Annotated in this window: 21 protein-coding genes and 3 pseudogenes; 10 read left to right on the top strand and 14 right to left on the bottom strand. The window is 64.6% G+C overall.

The features are described 5' to 3' along the window. The first annotated feature begins 34 nt into the window (after positions 1–34). Both glsA and MPSD_RS21290 read left to right on the top strand, forming a co-directional pair. Positions 35–997, top strand: a pseudogene (gene glsA / locus MPSD_RS21295) (glutaminase A). A gap of 93 nt (positions 998–1,090) precedes the next feature. Beyond that, on the top strand, positions 1,091–1,513 hold the full coding sequence (locus MPSD_RS21290) for a pyridoxamine 5'-phosphate oxidase family protein (protein WP_036427187.1): 423 nt from the start codon (positions 1,091–1,093) through the stop codon (positions 1,511–1,513). A 4-nt stretch (positions 1,514–1,517) separates the two neighbouring features. Here the strand turns inward: MPSD_RS21290 and MPSD_RS21285 are convergent, their stop codons facing one another. Next, positions 1,518–3,527, bottom strand: coding sequence for a PPE domain-containing protein (locus tag MPSD_RS21285; protein ID WP_086085851.1), 2,010 nt, complete (start codon positions 3,525–3,527; stop codon positions 1,518–1,520). Positions 3,528–3,643: 116 nt separating this feature from the next. Here MPSD_RS21285 and MPSD_RS21275 point away from each other — a divergent pair. Beyond that, positions 3,644–4,840, top strand: a pseudogene (locus tag MPSD_RS21275) (ISAs1 family transposase); the annotation flags it as partial. Positions 4,841–4,970: 130 nt separating this feature from the next. Continuing rightward, positions 4,971–6,173 carry an ISAs1-like element IS2404/ISMul1 family transposase gene (locus tag MPSD_RS21265; protein ID WP_420811955.1) on the top strand — a complete coding sequence of 401 codons (1,203 nt, stop codon included), beginning with the start codon at positions 4,971–4,973 and terminating at the stop codon, positions 6,171–6,173. Positions 6,174–6,588: 415 nt separating this feature from the next. Here MPSD_RS21265 and MPSD_RS21260 read toward each other — a convergent pair whose 3' ends face one another. Beyond that, entirely contained in the window at positions 6,589–7,452 is an 864-nt protein-coding gene (locus MPSD_RS21260) for a phytanoyl-CoA dioxygenase family protein (RefSeq protein WP_086085040.1), read from the bottom strand. Between the two features lie 139 nt (positions 7,453–7,591). Here MPSD_RS21260 and MPSD_RS21255 point away from each other — a divergent pair, with 139 nt between their 5' ends. Then, on the top strand, positions 7,592–7,906 hold the full coding sequence (locus tag MPSD_RS21255) for a hypothetical protein (RefSeq protein ID WP_015354997.1): 315 nt from the start codon (positions 7,592–7,594) through the stop codon (positions 7,904–7,906). Between the two features lie 206 nt (positions 7,907–8,112). Beyond that, positions 8,113–8,601 carry an LppP/LprE family lipoprotein gene (locus tag MPSD_RS21250; RefSeq protein ID WP_015354998.1) on the top strand — a complete coding sequence of 163 codons (489 nt, stop codon included), beginning with the start codon at positions 8,113–8,115 and terminating at the stop codon, positions 8,599–8,601. A gap of 13 nt (positions 8,602–8,614) precedes the next feature. On the opposite strand, the gene MPSD_RS21245 is transcribed toward MPSD_RS21250, so the two are convergent. Both MPSD_RS21245 and MPSD_RS21240 read right to left on the bottom strand, forming a co-directional pair. Next, positions 8,615–9,751: a cellulase family glycosylhydrolase gene (locus MPSD_RS21245; RefSeq protein ID WP_020786387.1), complete on the bottom strand. Its 1,137-nt coding sequence runs from the start codon at positions 9,749–9,751 to the stop codon at positions 8,615–8,617. A gap of 260 nt (positions 9,752–10,011) precedes the next feature. Then, positions 10,012–10,488, bottom strand: a complete 477-nt coding sequence (locus tag MPSD_RS21240; protein ID WP_020786388.1) for a winged helix-turn-helix transcriptional regulator — start codon at positions 10,486–10,488, stop codon at positions 10,012–10,014. Positions 10,489–10,567: 79 nt separating this feature from the next. Here MPSD_RS21240 and MPSD_RS21235 point away from each other — a divergent pair, with 79 nt between their 5' ends. The 3 genes and pseudogenes from MPSD_RS21235 to MPSD_RS21225 all read left to right on the top strand — a co-directional run bounded on the left by MPSD_RS21235 (position 10,568) and on the right by MPSD_RS21225 (position 13,736). Continuing rightward, positions 10,568–11,758: an acyl-CoA dehydrogenase family protein gene (locus tag MPSD_RS21235; RefSeq protein ID WP_372509724.1), complete on the top strand. Its 1,191-nt coding sequence runs from the start codon at positions 10,568–10,570 to the stop codon at positions 11,756–11,758. After that, positions 11,755–12,732: pseudogene (locus MPSD_RS21230) on the top strand (LLM class F420-dependent oxidoreductase). Before MPSD_RS21235 ends, MPSD_RS21230 begins: the two are co-directional and overlap by 4 nt. Next, a complete protein-coding gene (locus MPSD_RS21225) occupies positions 12,729–13,736 on the top strand; it encodes an NADP-dependent oxidoreductase (RefSeq protein WP_020786391.1) in 1,008 nt (335 codons plus the stop codon). The pseudogene MPSD_RS21230 and the gene MPSD_RS21225 overlap by 4 nt, the downstream one beginning before the upstream one ends. A gap of 21 nt (positions 13,737–13,757) precedes the next feature. Here MPSD_RS21225 and MPSD_RS21220 read toward each other — a convergent pair whose 3' ends face one another. From MPSD_RS21220 to miaB, 8 genes are all read right to left on the bottom strand, one after another. Then, entirely contained in the window at positions 13,758–15,233 is a 1,476-nt protein-coding gene (locus tag MPSD_RS21220) for a glutamate-cysteine ligase family protein (RefSeq protein ID WP_020786392.1), read from the bottom strand. Between the two features lie 65 nt (positions 15,234–15,298). Continuing rightward, positions 15,299–16,279 carry a nucleoside triphosphate pyrophosphohydrolase gene (locus MPSD_RS21215; protein WP_086085039.1) on the bottom strand — a complete coding sequence of 327 codons (981 nt, stop codon included), beginning with the start codon at positions 16,277–16,279 and terminating at the stop codon, positions 15,299–15,301. Positions 16,280–16,365: 86 nt separating this feature from the next. After that, on the bottom strand, positions 16,366–17,310 hold the full coding sequence (gene miaA, locus MPSD_RS21210) for a tRNA (adenosine(37)-N6)-dimethylallyltransferase MiaA (RefSeq protein WP_086085038.1): 945 nt from the start codon (positions 17,308–17,310) through the stop codon (positions 16,366–16,368). 168 nt (positions 17,311–17,478) lie between these two features. Next, on the bottom strand, positions 17,479–18,069 hold the full coding sequence (locus tag MPSD_RS21205) for an LOG family protein (RefSeq protein ID WP_231991586.1): 591 nt from the start codon (positions 18,067–18,069) through the stop codon (positions 17,479–17,481). A gap of 173 nt (positions 18,070–18,242) precedes the next feature. Next, a complete protein-coding gene (locus tag MPSD_RS21200) occupies positions 18,243–18,704 on the bottom strand; it encodes a nuclear transport factor 2 family protein (protein WP_012393399.1) in 462 nt (153 codons plus the stop codon). Continuing rightward, positions 18,701–19,936 carry a cytochrome P450 gene (locus MPSD_RS21195; RefSeq protein WP_232022615.1) on the bottom strand — a complete coding sequence of 412 codons (1,236 nt, stop codon included), beginning with the start codon at positions 19,934–19,936 and terminating at the stop codon, positions 18,701–18,703. Before MPSD_RS21195 ends, MPSD_RS21200 begins: the two co-directional genes overlap by 4 nt. 70 nt (positions 19,937–20,006) lie before the next feature. Then, positions 20,007–20,891 carry a methyltransferase domain-containing protein gene (locus MPSD_RS21190; RefSeq protein WP_020786396.1) on the bottom strand — a complete coding sequence of 295 codons (885 nt, stop codon included), beginning with the start codon at positions 20,889–20,891 and terminating at the stop codon, positions 20,007–20,009. 180 nt (positions 20,892–21,071) lie between these two features. Continuing rightward, positions 21,072–22,556, bottom strand: coding sequence for a tRNA (N6-isopentenyl adenosine(37)-C2)-methylthiotransferase MiaB (gene miaB / locus MPSD_RS21185; protein WP_232022614.1), 1,485 nt, complete (start codon positions 22,554–22,556; stop codon positions 21,072–21,074). Positions 22,557–23,142: 586 nt separating this feature from the next. Here miaB and MPSD_RS21180 point away from each other — a divergent pair. Beyond that, positions 23,143–24,060, top strand: coding sequence for a DUF808 domain-containing protein (locus MPSD_RS21180; protein ID WP_086085036.1), 918 nt, complete (start codon positions 23,143–23,145; stop codon positions 24,058–24,060). Positions 24,061–24,076: 16 nt separating this feature from the next. On the opposite strand, the gene MPSD_RS21175 is transcribed toward MPSD_RS21180, so the two are convergent. Together MPSD_RS21175 and MPSD_RS21170 are read right to left on the bottom strand one after the other, a co-directional pair. Continuing rightward, on the bottom strand, positions 24,077–24,880 hold the full coding sequence (locus MPSD_RS21175; RefSeq protein WP_015355012.1) for an SDR family NAD(P)-dependent oxidoreductase: 804 nt from the start codon (positions 24,878–24,880) through the stop codon (positions 24,077–24,079). 32 nt (positions 24,881–24,912) lie between these two features. Then, complete coding sequence (locus MPSD_RS21170; protein ID WP_086085035.1) at positions 24,913–25,680, bottom strand: TetR/AcrR family transcriptional regulator; 768 nt, start codon at positions 25,678–25,680, stop codon at positions 24,913–24,915. Positions 25,681–25,701 lie beyond the last annotated feature (21 nt).

The raw sequence follows: 25,701 nt of genomic DNA, 5'->3' as shown, positions 1-25,701 counted from the left end.
GCTGATGCCGGCGCCATCGAACAGAATTGAACCCATGGCTCCCACTTCGGTGTCGAACGCCCGGATCGAGAAGGCAGTCCTCGACGCACACGAGAAGCAGAAGAACAAGCACGGCGGCAAGAACGCCGACTACATTCCGATTCTGGCGCAGGTGCCCTCGACCCTATTCGGAGTGTCCGTCGCTACCGTCGACGGACAGGTCTTCACCGCGGGTGATGCGGGGTACGAGTTTGCGCTGGAATCGATCTCGAAGATCTTCACTCTTGCGCTGGTGATCGAACAACGCGGTCCCCGAGAGCTGCGCCTCAAGGTTGGCGCGGACCCAACCGGTGAGGCGTTCAACTCGGTGCTGGCGCTCGAGCTGCACAACGACAAACCGATGTCGCCGCTTGTCAATGCCGGCGCGATATCGACGACCAGCCTGGTGGACGCCGTTGGTCCCGAGGACCGCTGGCGCCAGATCGTCGGGGCGCAAAGCGATTTCGCGGGACGTCAGATCTCGATCAGCGAGGAGATCAACGCCTCCGAGCAGGCCACCAACTTTCACAATCGCGCCATCGCCTGGCTGCTGCGCGGCAGCGGATACATCTACTGCGATCCGATGGAAGCCTGCGACATCTACACCCGCCAGTGCTCGACGTTGGTCACGACGGCGGACCTGGCTGTGATGGGGGCGACGCTGGCCAACGGCGGGACGAATCCGATCACCGGCAAGCGAGTGATCGCACGCAAGAATGTTCCGCATGTGCTCGCCGAGATGACGATGGAAGGTGTCTACACCCGCTCGGGCGACTGGGCCTATACGGTCGGGTTGCCCGCCAAGAGCGGCGTAGGCGGCGGGCTGGTCGCCGTCGCGCCGGGGCAGCTGGCGATAGCGGCCTTCTAGCCGCCGCTGGACAAGGTGGGCAACAGCGTTCGCGCCCAAGCCGCTGTGGCCCAGATCGCAGACACCCTGCAACTCGGGCTGTTCAACGTTCCCGGCGAGGAAGACGAATAGGGGACTCGGCTCGGCCGCCCAAACCGCGAGCAGTGCCGAGATGGGGACCTTCGGCCGTGGCGGTGACCGGTGCGTGCCGACGAGAATCGCGTGATGGCCCAACGCGAGCTCGAAGAACTCTCCGACGCCGAATGCTTTGAGCTGCTCGCTACCGGGCGGGTTGGCCGACTGGTGTACCAAGACGACCTCGGACCGGTCGCCGTTCCCGTCAACTACGCGATGGCCGGACACGACATCGTCGTCCGAGTTGAGGGGGGCGCGAAACAAGCGGCGATGGCCCAACCGATGCTCGCTTTCGAGGTCGACCATGTCGACGAGGGCCAGCAGCCGGCATGGAGTGTCCTGGTGCGCGGTCCCGGGGCAGAGGTCGACATGGAACGGATTCCGGCGCTACTGCGAGAGACGGATGGCCACTTCCCCAAGCCGTGGGCGCTCGGCATCCACAACGTCTGGCTTCGGATTGTGCCCACAACCATCACCGGGCGGCGGCTCGGCGGGCAGCGTCGGTCGTGGTGACCTGCTACAGCAACGGGACGAACGACAGCAGGGAAAGCAGCAGTATCAGGGGGACACCGGAATTGGCGGTGCCGGAATTGAGGACACCGGAGTTCAACGAACCGATGTTCAGCACACCCGAGTTGTAGCCGCCCAAGGTGAAGAAGCCCGCGTTGCTGCCATCGCTGCCCGCGTTGACGAAGCCGGTGTTGTAGCCGCCGTTACCGACGTTGAAGAATCCCGTGTTGTTTCCGCCGTTGCCAAGGTTCAACAAGCCGGTGTTGCCGCCACCGGCGCCCGAGTTGAAGAAGCCCGCGTTGCTCCCGCCGGCCCCCAAGTTGAAGAATCCCGAGTTGTAGCCGCCGCTGCCCACGTTGAACAAGCCCGAGTTGTGGCCGCCGCTGCCCACGTTGAACAAGCCCGAGCTAGTTGACCCGGCGTTGAAGAAGCCCGAGTTCGCGACGGTTTGGGTGATCGCACTGCCCAAGCCGGTGTTGAGATCACCCGAGTTCCACATGCCGGTGTTGATATCGCCCGCATTCCAGAAACCAGTGTTGTAGCCGCCCGCGTTGAAGGCGCCCGTATTGTGCGCGCCCGAGTTGAAGCTGCCCACGTTGAACCCGCCCAAGACGAAGTTGCCCGAGTTGAAGCTACCCAGGTTGCTGGTGCTCGAGTTGAAGCTGCCCGCATTGAAGCTGCCCGAGTTTCCCACGCCGAAATTGTTGATTCCCGAGTTGCCGAATCCCACGTTGAACCCCGAGCCCGCGTTGAGGCCCGAGTTCCCGATGCCAGTATTGAGCGCGCCGGAATTCCCGATGCCAATGTCGATGAAGCCCGAGTTGCCAAAGCCGGTATCGATGGCACCCGAGTTTCCGATGCCCCAGTTCCCGACCCCGGAGTTGAAGAAACCAACATTGCCGGTGCCGGAGTTGCCGAAGCCGAGATTGCCGCTGCCGGAATTCAGCCCCCCAAACCCCATCTGATTGTTGCCGGTAAGGCCGATGCCGATGTTTCCCGAACCGGTGTTGCCGAAGCCGACGTTGTTGTTGCCGGTGTTCCCGAAGCCCATGTTGTCGCTGCCGCGGTTTGCCAGGCCCACATTGTTGTCGCCCTGATTTCCCCAACCCTGGTTTTGGTTGCCGATGTTGCCGCTGCCGGTATTGCCGCTGCCCAGGTTCCCGTTGCCGAAGTTGTCGTTGCCCGCGGTTCCCCCCAGCCCCGCGTTTCCGAAGCCCACGTTGTTATCGCCGTGATTTCCGCTGCCCTGGTTGTAGTTGCCGGTGTTGCCGCTGCCCCAGTTGGAGTTTCCGAGATTTCCGCTGCCGACGTTGCTGTCACCGCGGTTGCCGCTACCGAGATTGCCGTTGCCGGTGTTGCCGCTACCCAGGTTGGTGTTGCCGGTGTTGCCGCTGCCCAGGTTTTGGGTGCCGACGTCGCCACTGCCCACGTTGCTATCGGTGTTGCCGATGCCCAGGTTGGGCCAACCATTCGCGGCCGCAGCGGCGGTGGCTGAGCCAGCCAGTTGCCCCGGCAGGCCGGGCAGGCTCTGCAGCCACTGCTGCCATGGTGCCAACTGCGCGGCCGCCGCCGACGCGCCGCCGTGATAACCCACCATCGCGGCCACGTCGGCGGCCCACATCGCCTCATATTCGGCCTCGGTGGTCGCGATTGCCGGCGCGTTCAGCCCCAACAGATTCGACCGCACCAGCGACACCAGCTGGGCGCGGTTGGCCGCCACCAGCATCGGATGCACCGTGGCCGCTCGGACCGCCTCGAACGCTGCTGCCACCACCTTGGCCCGCGCGGACACATCACCGGCGCGGGCGGCCGCTAAACCCAGCCAGCCCGCATAGGGAGCGGCCGCGGCGGCCATCGCCGCCGCCGCGGGGCCCTGCCACGACCCGCCCGTCAGCCCCGACGTCACCGACGAAAACGCGGCCGCCGCCGTGCTCAACTCGTCGGCCAACCCGTCCCAGGCGGCTGCGGCCGCCAGCATTGGCCCGGACCCCAGGGCTCCGGCGTTGTTGATTAGCAGGCTTGTGAGCTGGGTTGATGATCTTTGGTGCCGCGCTATTGGGGCCGGAGTGTAGGCACGGGCTATCTGGAGAACGATCGAGTTGGTTACTGTTCGTCGTTGGTCTGGAGTTGCCCGTGCCTACCGTTTCAGTATTGCGTGTGTCGTCGGTTCCAGAGGTGTTCGACCGCTGGAGTCCTGGTGAGCGCAGCGAGCTCATCGGATCGGAGTTTCTCGATGTGTTGGCCTCGGTGCCAGACCCGAGGGACCCACGCGGTCGGAGGTATTCGCTGATGGCTTTGTTGGCGATCGCGGTTCTGGCCACTGCCGCGGGGATGCGCGGCTATGCTGGTTTTGCCACATGGGCGGCCACCGCTCCCGATGATGTGTTGGCCCAATTAGGGGTCCGGTTCCGGCGGCCCAGTGAGAAGACCTTCCGCGCTGTTTTGTCTCGGCTAGACCCCGCCGACCTCAACGCCAGGATGGGCAGTTACTTCACTGCACACGTGGCCAGCAGCGACCCCAGTGGATTGGTGCCGATCGCGTTGGACGGCAAGATGCTGCGTGGTGCTTTACGCGCCAAAGCGACAGCCACGCATCTCGTGTCGGTGTTCGCCCACCGTGCCCGATTGGTGCTCGGTCAACTCGCTGTCGCCGAGAAAAGCAATGAAATTCCCTGCGTACGCGCCCTGCTCACGCTGCTGCCGGGTAGCTTGCGGTGGCTGGTCACCGTGGATGCGATGCATACCCAGGTCGTCACCGCGAAGTTGATCTGCGCCACCTTGAAGTCGCACTACCTGATGATCGTCAAGTCCAACCAAGCCAAAATACTTGCGCGTATCACCGCGCTGCCCTGGGCCGAGGTGCCCGCAGCCGCTACCGACGACTCCCGCGGCCACGGCCGTGTCGAGACCCGCACCCTGCAAATCATCACCGCTGCACGAGGAATCGGCTTCCCCTACGCAAAACAAATCATCCGGATCACTCGTGAACGCTTGATCACCGCCACCGACCAGCGCAGCGTGGAGGTGGTCTATGCCATCTGCAGCCTGCCGTTCGAGCACGCCCGCCCTACCGCGATCATGACCTGGATGCGTCAACACTGGGGAATCGAGAACAGCCTGCACTGGATACGCGACGTCACCTTCGACGAAGACCGTCAAAGGGCACATACCGGAAACGGCGCACAGGTCCTAGCAACGCTACGCAACACCGCGATCAATCTGCACCGCCTCAACGGCGCCGACAACATCGCCGAAGCCTGCCGGATCACCGCTTTGACCGCCAACCGCCGCCTAGACCTCCTCAATCCACAATTCCCCAGGGCTCCGGCGTTGTTGATTAGCAGGCTTGTGAGCTGGGTTGATGATCTTTGGTGCCGCGCTATTGGGGCCGGAGTGTAGGCACGGGCTATCTGGAGAACGATCGAGTTGGTTACTGTTCGTCGTTGGTCTGGAGTTGCCCGTGCCTACCGTTTCAGTATTGCGTGTGTCGTCGGTTCCAGAGGTGTTCGACTGCTGGAGTCCTGGTGAGCGCAGCGAGTTCATCGGATCGGAGTTTCTCGATGTGTTGGCCTCGGTGCCAGACCCGAGGGGCCCACGCGGTCGGAGGTATTCGCTGATGGCTTTGTTGGCGATCGCGGTTCTGGCCACTGCCGCGGGGATGCGCGGCTATGCTGGTTTTGCCACATGGGCGGCCACCGCTCCCGATGATGTGTTGGCCCAATTAGGGGTCCGGTTCCGGCGGCCCAGTGAGAAGACCTTCCGCGCTGTTTTGTCTCGGCTAGACCCCGCCGACCTCAACGCCAGGATGGGCAGTTACTTCACTGCACACGTGGCCAGCAGCGACCCCAGTGGATTGGTGCCGATCGCGTTGGACGGCAAGATGCTGCGTGGTGCTTTACGCGCCAAAGCGACAGCCACGCATCTCGTGTCGGTGTTCGCCCACCGTGCCCGATTGGTGCTCGGTCAACTCGCTGTCGCCGAGAAAAGCAATGAAATTCCCTGCGTACGTGCCCTGCTCACGCTGCTGCCGGGTAGCTTGCGGTGGCTGGTCACCGTGGATGCGATGCATACCCAGGTCGTCACCGCGAAGTTGATCTGCGCCACCTTGAAGTCGCACTACCTGATGATCGTCAAGTCCAACCAAGCCAAAATATTTGCGCGTATCACCGCGCTGCCCTGGGCCGAGGTGCCCGCAGCCGCTACCGACGACTCCCGCGGCCACGGCCGTGTCGAGACCCGCACCCTGCAAATCATCACCGCTGCACGAGGAATCGGCTTCCCCTACGCAAAACAAATCATCCGGATCACTCGTGAACGCTTGATCACCGCCACCGACCAGCGCAGCGTGGAGGTGGTCTATGCCATCTGCAGCCTGCCGTTCGAGCACGCCCGCCCTACCGCGATCATGACCTGGATGCGTCAACACTGGGGAATCGAGAACAGCCTGCACTGGATACGCGACGTCACCTTCGACGAAGACCGTCAAAGGGCACATACCGGAAACGGCGCACAGGTCCTAGCAACGCTACGCAACACCGCGATCAATCTGCACCGCCTCAACGGCGCCGACAACATCGCCGAAGCCTGCCGGATCACCGCTTTGACCGCCAACCGCCGCCTAGACCTCCTCAATCCACAATTCCCCAGCTCACAAGCCTGCTAATCAACAACGCCGGAGCCCTGGCCCGGACCCCGTGCCAGCGAATATCCGTAGCGAATTGATCTCTGGTGGCAACACCGAAAAGTTCATCACTGTCGTCCTCGTACCAGTGCCTTCTCAGCGTCGGGGGCAATTGCTCGTTGTCACCGTGGCGCTATTTGAAAGCGTAATTTTAATGACTGACTTGGCGGCATGTTGCCGCCTTTGAAGAGAAAAGCTCGACCGCATCGTCGACGCGGTGGCGTCGGCCGGGCTCGGATGCCCGCGGTTTGCGCGACGCCCGTGACCAGTGTTTCGCGTCAGGGCGGGGACGTGTTCATTTGCGGTCCTTCGCGGTAGTCAGGCCGAAGACGGTTCGGATGATTCGCGAAATATTTGCATTCGCTCGCGGCTACCAATCCCAACAACGCATCCAAACCTAGGAATCAGGCCCGGACTCCAACAGTCGCAATGGGTGCAGGCCATCAACCGCGCCAACGAACGGGGGATGGATGCTGTAGCCGAGCATCCGGCGAATGTCGTCGGAGACCGCTCGGGCAATTTCGCGCGATATTGACAGGGTGTAGGCCTCCATCGGGCGCAGCCACGGTTCGCAGTACTGGGCGGTGACGGCCAGACGCTCGCTGGTGCTGGTATTGGCGCCACCACCATGCCAGAGGGTGCCGACGAAGAAGACGCACGAGCCGGCAGGCATCACGACGGGCAGCACCTGATCGTCCGGGCCCGGCGGACGTCTGCCCCAACGATGGCTGCCGGGGATGACCACCGTGGCGCCATTGTCGGCGGTGAAGTCGTCGATCGCCCAGATCGTCGCCGCCGCCAACGGTGCCCTGGGCCGCGGAATCGGGTAGAACCCGTCGTCATGGTGAGGTAGCTGCGCGTCTTCTCCGGGCAGAATGTTGATCGGCTGCAATGCCGAAAGCAGGTAGTTGGGCATCAATATCCGATCGAGCACCGCCAGCACCCGTGGATGATCGGCAAGCCGGTCGCACACTCGCGTCCTGCTCAACACGCTGTAGATGCGTTGGGTGCGCCGGCCCTCAAACGAGTTACGTCCGGTGTGCTCGAGCCAGGGTCGCACGACCTCTTGGATCAGCCGGCACTGCTCGGCACTGAGCAGGTTCTCCCAGATGACGTAGCCGTCGCGGTCGAGGGCCGCCATGTCGGCCTCGATGGTCGCGCTGTCGACCGAGCTTCCGCCGCTTGGCGTCCATTTGTAGCGGTGCGCCAGATCGCCCTTGAGGTCTTCCAAGGTTGTGACGGCTTCGTCATCAATGCTCATTGGCACTCGTCCTTTTCCCGCTGGCACCAACGGCGGCCAGCCCTGCGCGGCGACGGCTCGCACCACCACAGTAAGCCGACGATGGCCGAAATGGGTCAGACCAGGCGGCGGCTGACGGCTCGATCGGTACCCTGGCGCCATGAAGACGTTGCTGTCAGCCCTGTCGCTGGTGATCGCGCTGGCTGGTCCAGCCGCACTTCCGGGCATTATCGCCACGGCGCAGGCCGAACCGGTCATGTTCGAGCCCGACTGGCCCAATCACCAGGAGCAAGCCGAACAAACGATATGCCTGGCTCTGGCGCAAGGCTGGCCACGCACCCAGATTGTCTACGTCGCCGAACACGCAAACGACATCGACCAGACGGGACTGAGCGTGCCTGAGGCCGCCCGGCTGGCCGACACGTGGATCGACGAGGCGCACAACACCCTTTGCCCAACACTTGCCCTGGATTGACCGTTCGGCGGCGCCGCACCTTCTGACTAGCCAGCTATCAGCTGCATACCAACTTCGACTCAGATCTGCGACATTCCCTCGTCCCGCCCTTGTCGGCCCGTGCAATCGCCTGTGTACTCGGTGAGGTCAGGGCTCATCGAATGCCCGGAGATCGGCCGCGATGAGGTCTGCGACAACGCATTCCGGGGAGAGGAGGCAGTGCTTCCATGCGAATAGTTGGTTGGGCAGCGACGGTCGCTGTCCTGGCCGCCTTGAATCCGCTGGCGCCACCGGCACAAGCGGAACCGACCTGTGGGGTCAACCTCAATGCCCCAGAGATCCAGGCAGCGATCAAGTCATTGCCAACCCTGCCGCAGAGCTACCCGTGGGACACCAATCCGCGCAGCTTCGATCCGAGTAGCAACTACAACCCGTGTTCCACACTGTCGGCGGTCATCATCAGCGTTGAAGGCGCGACGGGCAGCTCACCGGACCTCGTTCTGCTTTTTCACAACGGCACCTCCGCCGGTATTGCCACCACAAAGGCGTATTCGTTTACGACGCTGAATGCGGCGAAGACAACCGATGACACGGTGGCCCTCGACTACAAAGACGGCAGAGACGTCTGCACGGCGTGCCCCGGACCGATCACGACGGTGAGGTACGAGTGGAAGGGCGACCACGTCGCGATGTTGGACCCGGCGCCAGCTTGGTGACCCACGCCTGTCGTCAGTCCTGGGTTCGGGCGCCGGTCAGCGACTGGATGGACTGTATTTCGCTCTCTCGGTAGGGCCGTCCTTCGGGTTGCAGAAGATCGCTGAACCATACCTTCGGGGGCTTGGTGTACGGATGATCCCAGGAATCCCACGGTAGGTAGGTCTGAGTCTTACCGGCGACCAAACCCCAATTGAAGGCGCCGACGTTGCGACGCTTGGCGATTGGTAGCACCCCCTCCACACTGCTGCCCTGGGAGCGCGCCAGGTACTCGGTGCAGATGATCGGCCGCCCCAGCGGCGCAAGTTCGTCGATACGGGCCTCAAAGCCGGCCGGTGCCGCGTAGCTGTGAAATGTGATGACGTCGGCATTGTCGAGCTGGATGCTGGCGATGGTGGAGCGCTTGCCCGGATCCGACCAATTTCCCTGCCAGACACCGCTTGTCAAGGGCTGGCTGGGATCGACCTCGCGCGCCCACTGAAACACCTGGGGGAGTAGCTCCGCGACCCGCTCCAGCTTGTCCTTTCTCTCCACCTTTCGGTACACCTTCGCCGGATTGTCGGGCTCATTCCACAAGTCCCAGCCCAATACGCGGTTGTCGTTGCGGAACTGGTTCAACACTCCAGTCACGTAGCCGTGCAGAACGGCCTGGTAGCTGGGGTCGCCGAGGTGTTCGGCGCCGGGGCTTTGCACCCAACCCGAGTTGTGCACGCCGGGCCTTGGCGCACGCTGCTGACCCAGCTTGGGGAACGGGTCCCAACAGGAGTCGAACAAGACGAAAAGAGGTTTGATGCCGTGGCGCGCCGCGATGGCGACGAATTGTGCCAGCCGAGTCTGAAAGCCCCTTTGATCCGAGGCCCACAACTGATCGTGCAGGAAGACTCGCATGCTGTTGAACCCGATCAACCGGGCCAAGCCCAGCTCTCTGTCGATGCGCCGCGGATCGTAGGTGGCGGGCTGAAACATCTCGAGCTGATTGATGGCGTTGGCGGTGATGTAGTTGGCGCCGACGATCCAGCCTTGGGTCTGGTACCAGGTGTTGGCGCGCTCAGCCGACCACCGGCCTGCCACAGCGGTGGCGCGGGGGGTCTGGGCCAGCGCGGCGCCGGCCGCCAGCAGCAGCGGCAGTTTGAGAGCCGTTCGACGTTGCACCAAGTGACGATAATTTCGCGGGCGATCTGTCCGGTCTTGCGCGCTGACGTGTCTAGGCATGCTTATCGATTCGCAACAACCTGGGATTGCAAATTGTTATCTCCTGAACACCATCCAGGCTACCCGGCCGGCGGGGTGAAGTCTCGGCGCAACGCCGTGGATTGTCTTGTGCCACACCGGCCGAGCGCACTGTGTAGGATGGCTTGAGCGTCTTGTCGAAGACGTCTCGGGAGACTCTGTGGTGCCGCGCGTCTGCGCGCTCAGTTTGGCGCGGCTACCGCGTCCCCGAAGCCGGGCCCGGCTTCGGGTGTGACATTGCGTGCGGTGATCTCTTCGCCGCAGTGGGCGTAGATCAGGCGCGGCTCGACGAACTGGCCGCAATGGTGACGCAACACAATCGGTGGGCCGTCGGGGTTCGGCAAGTGCTTGTCGCCCCACTGCATGAGGACGACGATCGCGGCGAACAGTTCGTGGCCGGTGTCGGTCAGCCGGTACTCGTGGCGCTCCGGATCCTGGGAGTAAGGCACCCGGTCCAGCAGGCCCGCATTGACGAGCATCCGCGGCCGCGATGACAGGGTGGGGCGCGGAATGTTGAGGTTGCGGGCGAGCTGGCCGAAGCGCTGCACGCCGAAGAACGCCTCGCGCAGGATCAATAGGGTCCAGCGCTCGCCGACCAGCTCGAGGGCACGGCCAACCGACTCCCCTTCGAAGCGGTGGGACAGATCGGCGGCGCCCATGGTTCAACAACTGTACCCGGTTCAATTTCTGAACCATGGTGGTAACTTGACGGAACCGCCGTCATTACCAGGAGTCCTGATGAATCAGCCGGACCTGAGCGCCGCACCACTGCGCAGAGCAGATAGCGAGATGGAGAACCTCGCCGAGAAGATCGCCCTGACGGCGCGGGAGATGTCGGCGGAGATCGACCGCGATCGCAGACTGCCCGACGAATTGGTGGCGCGGCTTGGCGAGGCAGGATTGCTGCGCGCCACGATGCCGCGCGAGGTACAGGCGGCAGAGCTGGCCCCCGGACCGGCGCTGCGGTGTGCCGAAGCGGTGGCGCGCGGCGATGCTTCAGCGGGATGGTGCGTGTCGATCGCGATCACCAGCGCGTTGTTGGTCGCCTATCTACCGGCGTCCAGTCGCGACGAAATGTTCGGTGCCGGGCGAAGTGTCGCCGCGGGTGTGTGGGCACCGCGAGGTAAGGCGAAGTCGGTCGACGGCGGTGTTGTGGTGTCCGGGCGCTGGCCGTTCTGCAGCGGGATCAACCACGCGGACATGATGTTCGCCGGTTGCTTCGTGGAGGGCGAGCCGGTGCCATCGGTGGTGGCGCTACCCAAAGACGATCTGCGCGCCTTGGACACCTGGCACACCCTGGGGCTGCGCGGTACCGGCAGTCACGATTGCGTTGCCGAGGAGGTCTTCGTCCCCGCCGATCGAGTGTTCTCGGTGTTCGACGGTCCCACCATTGACAGGCCGCTGTATCGCTTCCCGGTGTTCGGCTTCTTTGCGCTTTCGATCGGCGCGGCGGCGCTGGGCAACGCGCGCGCCGCGATTGACGACTTGGTCGAGTTGGCCGGCGACAAGAAAGGGCTGGGGGCCAAGCGCACCTTGGCCGAACGGTCGGCCACCCAAACGGCGGTCGCGACGGCCGAGGCGGCACTTGGTGCGGCGCGTGCACTGTTTTACGAGGCGATCGACTCGGCCTGGCAAGCCAGCCACAATCCCGATCCGGTGCCGGTGCCGGTGCCGGTGCCGGTGCCGGCGCCGGTGGCGCTGCGCAACCGGCTACGGCTGGCGGCCACCCACGCGGCGCGGACCTCTGCCGACGTCGTGCGCACCATGTATGACCTGGCCGGGAGCAGCGCGATCTACGATGGCTCACCACTGCAACGCCGGTTTCGCGACGCGTTTACCGCCACCGCCCATTTCCAGGTCAACGAGGCATCCCGCGAACTGCCGGGGCGCGTCTTGCTCGGCCAGCACTGCGATACCTCGATGCTGTGACCGATTTAGAAGTCGCGCTACCGTTTTGGCTGGACCGGCCCGACGACGAGGCGATGTAGGTGGCGCTGGCGGCGTCGAACGCCGGTTTCGACGTGCTGTGGGTTGGGGAAATGGCCACCTACGACGCGTTTGCCCTTGCCACCGCGATAGGGCTGGGTGCACCCGGAATGGGCTTGAAGATCGGACCGCTGGCCGTCGCCGTTCGCGGCCCGGTGGGGCTGGCGCTGGGCGTCAGTTCGGTCGCCTCTCTCACCGGTAGCCGGGTCGATATCGCCCTGGGCGCCTCCAGCCCGGCGATAGTGGCCGGTTGGCATGATCGGCCGTGGGCACACCACGTGCCGGTGATGCGGGAAACCATGGAATGCCTGCGGTCGATACTGGGTGGGGCGCGCGTCGACTACCACGGGCGCCATGTCGCCAGCCACGGCTTTCGGCTGCGCAACCCGCAGCAGGAGACTCGAATTGCGTTGGGGGCCTTCGGCCCTGGCATGATTCGCCTGGCGGCAAGGCGAGCCGATGAGGTGGTGCTCAACCTCGCATCGCCGGCTCGGGTGGCGGAGGTTCGTCACGCCATCGACTCCGCGGCCGCCGCAGCGGCAGGTCGCGCCGCACCGCGGCTGACGGTATGGGTGCCCGTTGCCGTTGATCCCGGTGCCGCCGCGCACGCTCAGCTGGCGGCGCAGCTGGCGGTCTATCTCGGCCCGCCCGGCTACGGCGAAATGTTCAGTGCACTGGGCTTTGACCGCCTCGTCGGTGCCGCGCGCGCCGGGGCGAGCCGTCGAGAGTTGGCTGCCGCCATCCCCGTCGAACTGCTCGAGCAGGTGGGGGCATTGGGCACCGCCGAGCGAGTCGCCGCCCGGCTGCGGGACTACGAAGAGGCCGGCGCGGACTGCCTGGCACTGGTGCCCTGCACTGCCGAAGATCCGGCGGGCCGGGCAACGCTGAACGCACTGTCGAGGAAGGGTGAATCGTGACGCTGGTCAATACCGTGTGCCGGCTGGCCGCGCGCCCGATCGGATTGCCCAAGCCATCGGACTGGGAGGTCGCCGACGAACCCGTTGGCGGTCCGGCCGATGGGGAGTTTTTGGTGCGCGTTGAGTATCTGTCGGTCGATCCGGCGATGCGGACGTGGATGAACGCGGGGCGGTCCTACGTGGCGCCGGTGCAGATCGGCGAGGTGATGCGCGCGGGCGGCATCGGGCGCGTGATCGATTCTCGCCACCCGGATTTCGCGGCCGGCGACGAGGTGTACGGAATGTTCGGGGTGCAGCGTTACGCGCATTCCGACGGTAGCGGTGTGACGCGCGTGGACACCACCCTCGCGCCGGCCCCGGTGCATCTGGGCGCCCTGGGCATCAGCGGTATAACGGCCTACTTCGGGCTCCTCGACGTCGGTCGCCCGCAACCCGGTCAGACCGTCGTCGTCTCCGGAGCCGCCGGTTCGGTGGGCAGCATCGTCGGACAGGTAGCCCGGATTGTGGGTTGCCGGGCGATCGGCATCGCCGGCGGTGAGCAGAAATGTCGTTGGCTGGTAGAAGAGCTTGGCTTCGACGCCGCCATCGACTACCAAGCCGGGGATCTGCGCCGTCAGCTGAAGATGCATGCCCCCAATGGCATTGACGTCTTTTTCGACAACGTCGGGGGAGAGGTGCTCGAGGCGGGGTTGTCACGTCTGGCCCGCGGAGCGCGTGTCGTAATTTGCGGAGCCATCTCCCAGTACAACGCCGCCGGGGAGCTGCACGGGCCGGCCAACTACATGCAGTTGCTGGTCGCACGCGCCTCGATGACCGGGTTCGTGGTCTTCGACTACGCGGATCGATATGGCGAAGCCGTTGGGCAGCTGGCGAATTGGCTGGCTAGCGGTGAGCTGCGCGCCCGCGAGCAGGTGGTTGCGGGCGATGTCGGCGACTTTCCTGAGGTGCTGTTGGCGCTGTTTCGGGGTGAGAACACCGGCAAACTCGTGCTCGCGCCGCGCTAGCGATTCGGACGGATCGGACCGTCACGATAGCGGCCATTCATGGACTGGGGCCCCGCTGCGCGCGTGCTCGACGTATCGCCGGGTCATCTCGTGCAGCGCCGAGATGCGTTCCAGTCCGCGTTCTTCGAGGTGGCGCACCGTTTCCGTCTGCCAGGCCGCGCCGGTGCGGCCGCTGCGAACCCGCGCTTCGATGACACCGAGGTACCGGTCGCGGTCGTGGGCGTCCACGCCCCACGCGTCGAGTCCGGACGCGGCGGCCGGCAGCAGGACGTCGCGGGTGAGCTGTGCTGCGGGCTGGTCGGTGCCCTGCCAACTCAATTGCGCCGCCAGCCCGTCGCGTGCCGCGCGGTGCAGGTCTCGCTCGGCCACCGCGAAAGGGGTCTGTTCCCACGGAGTGCGGTCACTGTCAGCGATTGCGCGCACCAGTCCGTAGTAGAAGGCGGCATTGGCGACCATGTCGACTGCGGTGGGCCCGCTGGGCAGCACCCGGTTCTCGATTCGCAGCTGCGGGCTGCCGCCCTGGACGTCGTAAACGGGGCGGTTCCACTGCCACACCGTGCCGTTGTGCAGCCGAAGCTCATGGAGCACCGGAGCTTGCCCGGCCTCGAGGGCAGCGTCGGGATCTTCTGCCTCCAGGGTTGGGAACAGGGGCGGGTACTCGCGCACCAGGTGGTCGAAGAGGTCCACGGGGTCGCTGATCCATCCCTCCCCGAGCCGGACGCGCGCCGGTGCGCTGGCCTTGACCTCGCTGGGGCGGCGGGAGTCGAGTAGCTGCTCCACCAGCGTGATTCGGGTCTCCTGCCAGGCGTGCCGGCCGAGCAAGAACGGGGAATTGGCGGCCACCGCGACCTGCGCTCCGGCGATCAGTTGGGCCGCGTTGAAATAGGCCGCAAATCGGTCCCGGTGCGCCCGCAAGTGCAGCTGCAGGCTGGTTGCGGAGGCTTCGGGCGCGACCGAGTCGGTGGTGAATTCGACCGGCTCGGGTGCGTCGCTGATGTGCACCCGGAACGGCCGGTGGCGAGCGGTGCGGATGCGGCGGCTCAGCAGCTCGTAGCGCGGGTTGGTGGAGAGCCGTTCGGCGGTCATGTGGTCGGCGCTCAGGGTGGGAAGCATGCCAACCGCGATCAGGTGGGTGCCCAGGCTTTCGATCCGCGCGCCGGACCCGTCGAGCACGTCGGCAAGAAGTTGTTCGCTGTCCCGGAGCACGTGGCCCATTAGCGGGTGGGGCGGCAGGTTCAACTCGACATTGAACTGGCCAAGCTCGTGCTGCATATCGGTTCGGTCCAAGGCCTGTAGAACCGCGTCGTTGACCAGTCGCGGCCGGCCCAGCGGGTCCACCAGGTCGAGTTCCACCTCCATGCCGATGGTGTCCTCGTGGCCGGCAAACCAGCCGGCCTCGACCATTTGCCGCAACACCGCGACTGAACGCGTGAGCCGGCGCCGGACGTCATCTCCGTGCCCGAGAACCAACGCGGACGCGTCGATGCGATCACCCACGGGCCTACCTTCCCTCCCGCACACCTGGCCATCAGTTGCTTGTGCCGGTATACCTAATTCGCAAACTAGGCGTCATCGCGGGGTTTGGCGACTCGGACCCCGGATTGGGTGTGGGCGCCCACGGAAGGCCAGCACATACGCCACTCCCGCTCGGTGATTCCGCCGAGCGCCGTGCGGTCGGGTTCTTCGGTGGCATCGGGCGCGCGGCGCCTGGCGGCGATCGTGTCCTCGGCACGGCGCACCGAGTCCATGAACTCCAGGACCGCCGCCCGCAGCTCGCCTTCCGAATCGATGTCAGGTGACACCACGACGGAGGTGAGCGTCGCCGGGACCAGGTCCATCGGCAGGCCAGCCCTGACTGCGCGTTCGATCACCTTCTGGGCCAGAGCCAACGCGGGCTGACCATGAAACAGGTCGTGCATCACCGAGCCCGCCCGTTTGTCTGCCTTTTTGCCCTTCTCCCACTGCGCCACCTGCTCCTGGAATAAGGGCGAATTGCCCGCCAGCACTCCGCGGCGCCGGTTGCCCAGCTTGCGTATCAGGGTGTCGGCCACGTCATCGATGGCGAAGGGGCGTCGCGGCGCGTCCTGCGCGATCCGAGCCTGGAAAAGTACCTGCAGGAGCAAGGCGCCGAGTTCTTCGCGTAGCTGGCCGGCATCTGCGCTACGCAGCGCATCCAGCAGCGCATAGGTTTGGCTCAGCAAATAGCGGCTAACCGAGACGTGGGTCTGCGCGGCTTCCCACGACCCAGCTGTGCGTAGTTCGTCCACTGCCGCAACGGCATCGATCAGGCGCTCACCGCACTGTGGGTGCGGTATGGAGATCAGCCGGTCACCGGCGACCAACCGTGCCGTAACCGCAGGATGTGTTGGATCGGAGGACAACAACACGGTGGCGTGGCTTCCGACGCGCACGGGGCGCGCCGCGGGCAGCAGCCGAGTCAACGCGGCCGGTATTTCCTCGGTGTACTGCACCTGCTGCCGCAGCACTTCGAGGGCTTCCATTGGTACCAGCAAATAATGCGGGTCAATCAGTACGACAGTCATCACACAGCCGGCTCCGCGTTCGACGGTGACATGGCAGCCGTCGCGGCCATTGCAGTTGGCGCTGATTCAACCCGCGTCGGGGAGCCTCATGATGCCCGCCGCCAGGCGCCCAACACCGCTTCGATGATGGCCGTGCGGTGGGCCGCGGTGGACACCGTGGCATCGAGCCAACGCACCCTGCGGTCTCGCCGAAACCACGACCGCTGCCGTCGGACATAGCGTCGAGTGGCCAGACAGGTTTGTTGGCGCGCACGATCCAGGGCTTGAGTGTCTGCGCCGGCCTTGAGCGCCTCCATGACTTGGGCGTACCCCAACGCGAGTGAAGCGGTGACCCCCCTGGCCAGGCCGCAGGGGAGTAGCGAGATCACCTCTTCGATCAGGCCTCGATCGAACATGGCTTTGGTTCGTGCCGCTAGCCGTTCATCAAGAACCTTTGTCTCGCAATCTAATCCGATGATCGCGCTATCCCAGCGAGGGCTGCCGATGCGTGGAGCGGAGGCGGCATACGGGCGACCGGTGATTTCGACCACTTCCAGCGCACGCACCGTACGGCGGGCGTCGTTGAGCGGGATGACTGCGGCCGCGGCAGGGTCGCGGCGGACCAGCTCGGCATGCAACCTGGCCGGCCCGGCCTGAGCGAGACGTCGCTCCCAGCGGGCTCGGATCGCTGGGTCTTTCGCCGGAAAGGCCCAGTCATCGAGCAGCGACTGGACGTAGAGCATCGAGCCCCCGACCAGCAGCGGCAGCGCTCCGCGTGAGGCGATCGCTTCGATGTCAGCTGCAGCCGAACGCTGGTAGCCCGCGACAGTGGCGGTTTCGGTGACGTCGAGCACGTCGAGTTGGTGATGCGGTATGCCGCGGCGCTGGGCCAGCGGCACCTTGCCGGTGCCGATATCCATGCCGCGGTAGAGCTGGTACGCGTCGGCGTTCACGATCTCCACGGCGATCTTGCCGCTGAGTCGGTCCGCAATCTCGATCGCTAAGTCTGACTTGCCGGTTCCCGTTGGTCCGATGATCGTTAGTGGTCTCATATCCTCTGCCTGCTATCTTGCCTCAACAGCGCCTGTCGGAGGGTCAGCAGTGGGGCGAATCGATGTCGGCATGCGTGCCATCCCGTGCTCCCCTGCGGTGGTCCTGCTTGCTAGCGGTGACACCACAAGGGTTGCGTTCGGCGGCCGCGCTGGGATCAGTCAAATGGCCTAATAATGCGCATGGGTCCGCTCTGAGACGCTGGCCTCCCCAGACGACGCGAACGCCGACCGAGTTGATGGGCAGAGGTTGCTGAATGCGCTGTCGACGTCGGTCGTGACGATGAGCCGATCGATCGCGGCGGTGCGCACGAAGCCTTGCTGCCGCAGTTCTTCGAGCCAGTCGAGCAGTCCGCGGTAGTGTCCGGCGGGGTCCAGCAGGACTACGGGCTTGTGATGTATGCCGAGGCTGGCCGCGGTCCAGCATTCGAGCAGCTCTTCGAGGGTGCCCAGACCGCCGGGCAGCGTCAGGAACCCGTCAGCGCGTTCGCCCATGAGGTGTTTGCGTTGGGTGAGTGTGTCGGTGACGATCAGCTCATCGGCACCGAGGTCAGCAAGTTCGGATTGCAGGAGAATTCTCGGGATTACGCCTGTGGTGTGGGCTCCGGCGGTTCTGGCCGCGCGGGCCACCGCGCCCATCATGGCGATGGTGCCGCCTCCAGAGATCAATCGCCATCCGCGTCTACCGATTTCGGTGCCCACGGCGGCGGCCAGGCTCAGGTCGGCGGGGTTGTCGCCGCCGGAAGCGCAGTAGACGCAAATCGTCGTACGGCCATCGGTCCGAGCGCGCCAGGCAGGTCTGGGCCCAGCGTCAACGAATCCCGCCTCCTCGAGCAATCCGGTCACCCGCGCGGATTCGTCGGCGTCCAGCAGGGAGCCGCCGCTGTGCAGGTCGTAGATTCGGCTGGCCGTGCGTTGTGCCGGCAGGTCTCGAGTCACAGACCGTCCTCCAGTACCTTCCTCGAACTGATCAGAAGTTGTCCGCTGACGCGGGTCAACTTGTCGTGGATCACGCAACTTTGGGCGATCGCCGGCTTGGTACCGGGACGAGTGTTGATTTCGATCAGATAGGCAGATGCCTCGATCACGCCGGCACTACGCGACGCCAAGTCGATCATCGACAACCAGTGCCGTCGTTGAATCGCATCCCCAGCTCTGCTGTCCCACTTCAGCAGGGCTTTCTCGATTGCTGCGCGTGTCGAGACCGGGCCGGCGCCGGGGATGTGCTCGAACGTGGCGTCCTTGGTGAACGTCTTTGCGTGGGAGCCGATGTCACGCAGGTCCAGTAGCCTCATCTGCCGTGCGTAAAACTGCTGCACCTCCGCGTACAGGCAGCTGTGCAGCGCCTTGCCCCGCGGCCAGGAGAACAAGCGCAAGCGGTTCGCTGACGGGATCACGCCGCCGTTACTGCCTTCAGGTGCAACAGCGCGGGCAACACGATGTTGGTGTGGCGGTGCAGTTGGGTCCTCTCGGTCAATGTCAGCCGTGGTAGCCGACGCATCAGAGTTCCCACTGCGATCTGGCATTCGAGGCGGGCCAAGCGTGCCCCAAGGCAGTAATGAATTCCAGCGCCGAACATGACCGCTGCGCCTCGGGCACGGGTGATGTCGAATCGGTCCGGCCCCTCGAACACCTTCGGATCCCGGTTGGCTGCGCCTACGAAGGCGATCACCGGTTGCCCCGCACGAATGTGCGCGCCGCCGAGCGTGACGTCTTCGATGGGCTTGCGTGCCGCCGTGGACTGAACCGAGCCGTTGAAACGCAAACTCTCGTTGACCGCAGCTGCCATCAGCTCCGGATGCGCCCGCAGTAATGCCAGCTGGTCAGGGCGCGTCCACAGATCCGCGATCATGTTGCCGATCTGCGCAACCGTCGTCCCGTGTGCGGCGAACATGAGCTGCACACAAAGGGCCAGCAGTTCTTCGTGCGTCAGCTGACCGGCCTCGCGGGCCGCGATCAGGGCGCTGATCAGCCCCGGTCGTAACCGATCGTGGCTGGCCGCGGCGGTCTCGAAGAACCACAACATGTTCGCGGCGGCATCGTCGGCTCTCGCTATGGCCGCAGGTTCCTTGCGCAGATCGAACCCATCGCCAAACCGAGAGACCCACACCGGAAGGTCCGGATGCAACTCGTCGGCGGTCAAGCCCAGCATCGCTGCTATCAATGTCATTGACAGAGGAACGGCATAGTTGTCGATCACGTCGAACGCAGTCGCCTCGTCGAGCCCGTCGATCAGCCGATCCGCGGCCTTGGCCGCGATCATCCGGTAAGACTCGATTGCCGAAGGTGTGAACGTGGGCGCCACGATGGAACGCAGACGCCCATGATGGGGCGGATCCAGTGACAGCAACAGCCGACCCGACAATTCGGCGAAACCGCGGGGCGCGCCAAACACTCGCCCGGATGCCAGAGGATCGGCCGGAACCAATTTGCGGCGAAACCGAGGGTCCCTCAGCATCGCAACGACATGATCGTGTCGAAACAGGTACCAGCATCCGTTGTCGCCGGGTTTGAACGGTTGTCCCCAATGCACCGGATCCGCCTGACGATAGGTCGCGTAAACCGCGTACGGATCGTCGCGCAGCTGCTGATCGTGTGGGCCGAAACGGGCCAACATGGTGTCTGTCACATTCCGTAGGGCGGGGCCGGTTGCCTACGCGATGGCGTTGATCCCAGCCGGGATGGACAGTCGTGATCGGTCACGGTTCGCCTGGCGTCTTGAACGAAAACAACTCGTATGTCATCAGCCGCTGCGCAAATGCCGAATGCATCAACTCTTCGGTGCCGGTCACGTGCGCCGACTCCAGCCGTGTCTTCCAGTATGGGACGGTGAGTCCGGTCAAATCCACCTGCCGACAAGTGATCAACCCGGCCTCGTCTGCCGCTCGCCGGTAGTCGGCCGGCTCGTGAATGTTCGTGCAGTATTGGTCATCGACGCGCTGCTTGACGCTTTCGGCGGCCCGACCCCGGCCCGCGCACCACGCGACCACTACGATTTGCCCACCCGCGACCAGCACTCGGCCAAACGTGGTGAACATCAACCCCAGATCATCGACGTGCTCAGTGCTTTCGCACGCCCACACGGCTTGATAGCGGTGTCGGATCTGGCCGGAACCCAAGCGGCGGTCAACCTCGAGCATGTCGCCGACCCTGAACCTGACCTGGTCTTCCACGCCGCGCACCAGGGCCGTTGCGGCGGCGAACCGCGCCTGCTCAGGCGACACTGTCACGCCTTCCACGGCACACCCGAATCGCTGGTGAATCATGATCGCGCCGCCCCCGGCCCCACAGCCGGCATCTATCACGGTGCCATCCGAAGGCGGTTTACCGAGGAACTTCAGGCCAAAGCTGACCAGCTCGGCCTCGGAGCGGTGCAACCAGTCCAGTCGAGCCTTCTCCTGCATCGGCGCCGGACCGTCCGGCAGGTCGATGCCGTTGTGATTGAAAAACAATCCATCGCGCGACGCGAGCATTGCGTTGAGCCCGTCGCAATCGCGGGTCTTCCGGTCGTAGAGCGCGGCAATGGACATCCGCCGCGCTTCACTCAAGCCGGCTACTATCTCACCAGTACTCAAGTCGATCACCCTCCCTCACTTGAAAATGCCAATCGCCCACTGCTGTTGGTTGCGCAAGGACTTCGATGCGGCAGTGACTTTGCACAGTCGCCGTCCGTGGTTGTCCACCGCTGCGGCCGCACGGGTAGCGGGGGAGAAAGCGGCGTAGGTGCGGTAAAGGCCAGGAGCTTCATCGGTGGGCCCCCGCCGCTAACGGCACGCGGTGTCGGGATGCGTACCGGAACTGGGGATTTGGGCTTGGGCAACCGTGATTCGGGATACCCCCAGCCCGACGCCACGCGTTGTCGGGGTCTGGCCGCGTTCGCTGGCATCACCTGCGGGGGTCCTGCGCTGCTGCAGCAGCGGCCCGTCTGCGATCAGATGGTGCGGTGCGGCATCGGTGATTTCGACATCCACCAAGTCACCCGGCCGGACCGAACCGTCGGCGCTGTCCGGACGGAAGTGGACGAGTCGGCCGTCGCGGGCCCGCCCGCTGATTCGCGCCGTGGTGGCGTTTTTGCGGCCCTCTCCTGCGACCACCAGCAGTTCCTGCCGGGTCCCGACCAGGGATCGGTTGCCCTCCAAGGAGATTCGCTCTTGCAGCGCCACCAGCCGCTCGAAGCGCTGCTGGACGACGTTCTTGGGAATCTGGTCGGGCATGTCCGCCGCGGGTGTGCCTGGCCGAGGCGAGTATTGGAAGGTGAATGCGCTTGTGAACCGCGCTTTTTGTACCACGTCGAGGGTCTGCTCGAAGTCATGTTCGGTTTCGCCGGGAAAGCCGACTATCATGTCGGTGGTGATGGCCGCGTGCGGTATCGCGGCACGGACCTTATCGATGATGCCCAGGTAGCGATCGCGCCGGTAGGAGCGGCGCATGGCCTTGAGGATCTGGTCCGAACCCGATTGCAGCGGCATGTGTAGATGCGGGCACACAGCCGGAGTTTCGGCCATCGCCAGGATCACGTCGTCGGTGAATTCGGCCGGGTGCGGTGAGGTGAACCGGATGCGCTCTAGACCCTCGATCCGGCCGCAAGCGCGTAGCAGCTGCGCAAACGCACCTCGATCCCTAGGCAGTGGTGCCTCGCCCGTCGAAGGGTCCGGGTCTGCGAAATTGACGCCGTAGGAGTTGACGTTTTGGCCGAGCAGGGTTACTTCCAGCACGCCCTGCTCTACCAGGGCCTGCACCTCGGCGAGGATGTCGCCGGGGCGGCGGTCGGCTTCCTTGCCGCGTAGCGACGGGACGATGCAGAAGGTGCAGCTGTTGTTGCAGCCCACCGAGATCGACACCCACGCGGCATAGGCTGAATCCCGTGCCGCGGGCAGCGCCGAAGGGAATGTCCGCAGTGATTCGAGAATCTCGACTTGCGCGTCTTGGTTGTGCCGAGAGCGTTCCAAGAGCACCGGCAGTGAGCCGATGTTGTGTGTGCCGAAGACGACGTCAACCCATGGTGCCCGGTCGAGCACGATGTGGCGGTCTTTTTGGGCCAGGCATCCGCCGACCGCGATTTGCATGCCGGGCCGGCTCGCCTTGATCGGAGCCAGGTGCGCTAGCGAGCCGTAGAGCTTGTTGTCGGCGTTTTCACGCACCGCGCAGGTGTTGAATACCACCAGGTCTGCAGGCGCGCCCGGGTCGGCTTTGATGTACCCGGCGTCTTCAAGCAAACCCGCCATGCGCTCGGAGTCGTGAGCGTTCATCAAGCAGCCGAGAGTGCGGACTTCATACGTGCGGGCGGTTGCGTTGCCCGCGGTATCATTCCTGGTCGCAGGTGGCCGCTCAGTCACAATGTGGTCTTGAGTCACGATTCCTCCGGCAATTTCTCGACTGGAGGGGCGACATTTCCATCGCACGCCCAAAAGGATCGGAACAAGGCATAGCCGAAATTGGACTAATCGAATTCCCCAGGAAAGGGGAATTCGACAAGCCACGGCGAGATATAGCCCATGCAAAACTTTCCGAGCCTCCTTTTGAGGGGGGTGCGGGTTTTGCTGAGTCCGGGACTCCTTTTAAGGGAGCTGCGGATCCACTTCGATTTGAATCTCTGAGAAGTGGTGCTGGTAAGTACTGCAAACCCCATCACCTATGCCGCACAAGTCCCGTGTGGCGATTCCTCGAAAAATTTCCCGGTAAGCAGATAAAAGCCCCGCGAGAGGCATGGTAGGTGCGGCGTTGGGCCATTTCGCGCCGCACTTTGAGGCCGCACTCGCCGGTCAGAGGGGTCGATTGCCCGCACCGACGACTTCGGCAACACGCGGTAACCTCGGTCGCCATGGGGGAGAGCCGATGAGCGCAGGCCTGTTCGGGCTGCTCGATGACGTCGCTGCCCTGGCGCGGCTGGCCGCGGCCTCGGTGGACGACGTCGGTTCGGCCGCGGCTCGCGCGACCGCCAAGGCGGCAGGCGTAGTGGTCGATGACACCGCGGTAACGCCACAATTCGTGCACGGCATCACCGCCGAGCGCGAACTGCCGATCATCAAACGCATTGCGCTCGGCTCGCTGCGCAACAAGTTGGTGTTCATCCTTCCCGGCGCGATGCTGCTTAGCCAGTTCGTCCCGTGGCTGTTGAGTCCAATCCTGATGCTCGGCGCCACATACCTGTGTTACGAAGGCGCGGAGAAACTGTGGAGTGCGCTGCGCGGCAACGGTGCCCAGGCCAGGAGGCCGAAAGACGAACAGCAAGTGGTGACCGGGGCGATCCGGACCGACGTCATCCTCTCCGCCGAGATCATGGTGATCGCGCTCAGCGAAGTGGCCGACTTGGCTTTTCTGCCAAGGCTTGTCGTCCTGATCGTCGTTGCGCTGGTGATCACTGGCGCGGTGTATGGGGTGGTGGCGGCGATCGTCAAGATGGACGATGTTGGGCTGCGGCTGGCCGAGACGTCGTCTCGGTTCGGGCAGCGGCTCGGTCGCGCCCTGGTCGCTGGGACGCCCAGGTTGTTGTCCATGATCGCGGCGGTCGGAACGGTTGCGATGCTGTGTGTGGGTGGCCACATCCTGTTGGTGGGCAGCGATCAGATCGGTTGGCACACCCCATACGGCTTGGTGCATCATCTCGATGAACAGGTGCGCCACGCGGTCGGGTCCCTAGGTACCGTCGTGGCCTGGCTGGTCAATACCGGCGTGTCGGCGGCGCTCGGACTGATTGTCGGGGCAGTAGCGGTCACGCTCGTGCACCTGCTGCCGTTTCGTCGGGTGGGTTAGGCGCCGGCGTGCGCCGTCAAATGAAGTCCGAGCCGCCGTCGGCATTCACCGTCGCGCCGGTCACATAGCCGTTGCGCCGCGACACCAGGTAGGCGGTGATGGAAGCGACCTCCTCGGGAAGGCCGGCGCGGCCCAGATCGCACGGCTGGTGAAAGTATTTGTCAATCCAGGCCATGACGTCGTACGGGTTGGTGGCATCGAGTCCGTCGGCGGCCAGCAGGTCTTTGAGCTGTTCGGTAAAGCTGGCCGTGACGATGGTTCCCGGGCACACGCAGTTCACCAGGATGCCGTCCTTGGCCAGGCTCTTCGACAGGTTCTTGGTCACGCTGGACAGGGCCGCCTTCGAGGCCGTGTAGGCGACCAGGCGTGGGTTCTGTCGCTGAATTGAGTGCGCGGACAGCGTCACAACGCGGGCCCAGTCCGCGGCGCGCAGCAAGGGCAACGCGGCGCGAATCGCCCGGACCCCCGACATCGTGCCCAGCGTGAACGCGGCATCCCAAGCGGCGTCGTCGAGTTCCTCGAAGTACCCGTCGCCCGGTCCGATCGTGTGCACCAGGCAATTGAGTTGCCCCCAGCGTTCGGAGACGGCGGCGAAGGCGCTGGTGATCGATGCGGCGTCGGCCATGTCCGCGCTGATCGCCATCGCGTCGGGAGCGCCGGCCTGACTTAGCCTTTCCACGGCGCTGTCCAGTGCCCGCTTGCCACGGGCGATCACCGCCACGCTGGCTCCTTCGGCGGCCAGGGTTTCGGCGATGGCCAGGCCCATGCCTTTGCTGCCTCCGGTGACGACGGCCTTGGAACCGCTGAAGCCCAGGTCCATCGCATCTCCTCTGCGGGCGGGCGCCTCACATGTCAGTCTGGCGCGGTGATCTGCGCAATGGTGTCCGGCGCAACGCCCAGTCCGCGCAGGCAAAATCGCACCGTGCTCTCGCGAACCTCGTCGCGTCGGCAATCCCCGGAGGCCCACTGCTGTTCCGTGTTGGCCCACACCACGCCCTGAATGGAGCGCGCCTCGCTGTGCGGGTCGACGTCGTGGAACACTTCCTGGGCCACGCCGAGGTGAAGCTGCTCGATGAGCGGCTCAAGCGTTTCGGCGTATGCGGGTTCGACCAGCTCGGGGGCGTTGAGCAGATGTGATTGAGCATCCATGGACAGGTGACGCAGGTCCGCCTTGACCGCGTCGTCGAAAGCCAAGTCGAGGCGGCCGTCGATCCAGGCAGCCACTCCTTCGATCGGATTTGTCGCTTTGGCCATGAGCGTTCTGAGCCGCACCGCTTCGACCCGGGCGACCTCGAGGAACATCGTGGCTACCAGTTGGTCTTTCGACTCGAAATGCCGGTAGAACGCCCGGGTGCTGAGTTGGGCCCGGTCCAGGACGGTCGCGACGCTAAGTCCACGAACCCCATGTTCGCGAACCGACATCGACGCGGCGACCAGGATGGCACGCCGAATGCCAGGATCCGGAGCAAGCTTGTGCCGGCGCCGCGTAAGCCGGCTACTCAGGTCCGCCTGGCGGCGGGTGCCCGGGCTGTTCGGATGCGTCATAGATCCGTAGGTACCCACCAGGCGCTTCCGGGACACCCGCAGCCGACATTTCATCGTCGCTGCAATGTTGGACATGTGTTAGCTACCTGCGCGGCA

The sequence above is a fragment of the Mycobacterium pseudoshottsii JCM 15466 genome, from assembly GCF_003584745.1.
Taxonomy (GTDB): domain Bacteria; phylum Actinomycetota; class Actinomycetes; order Mycobacteriales; family Mycobacteriaceae; genus Mycobacterium; species Mycobacterium marinum.
Note: the sequence above shows the minus strand (reverse complement) of the source record. Positions and strands in the feature narration are given on the sequence as shown.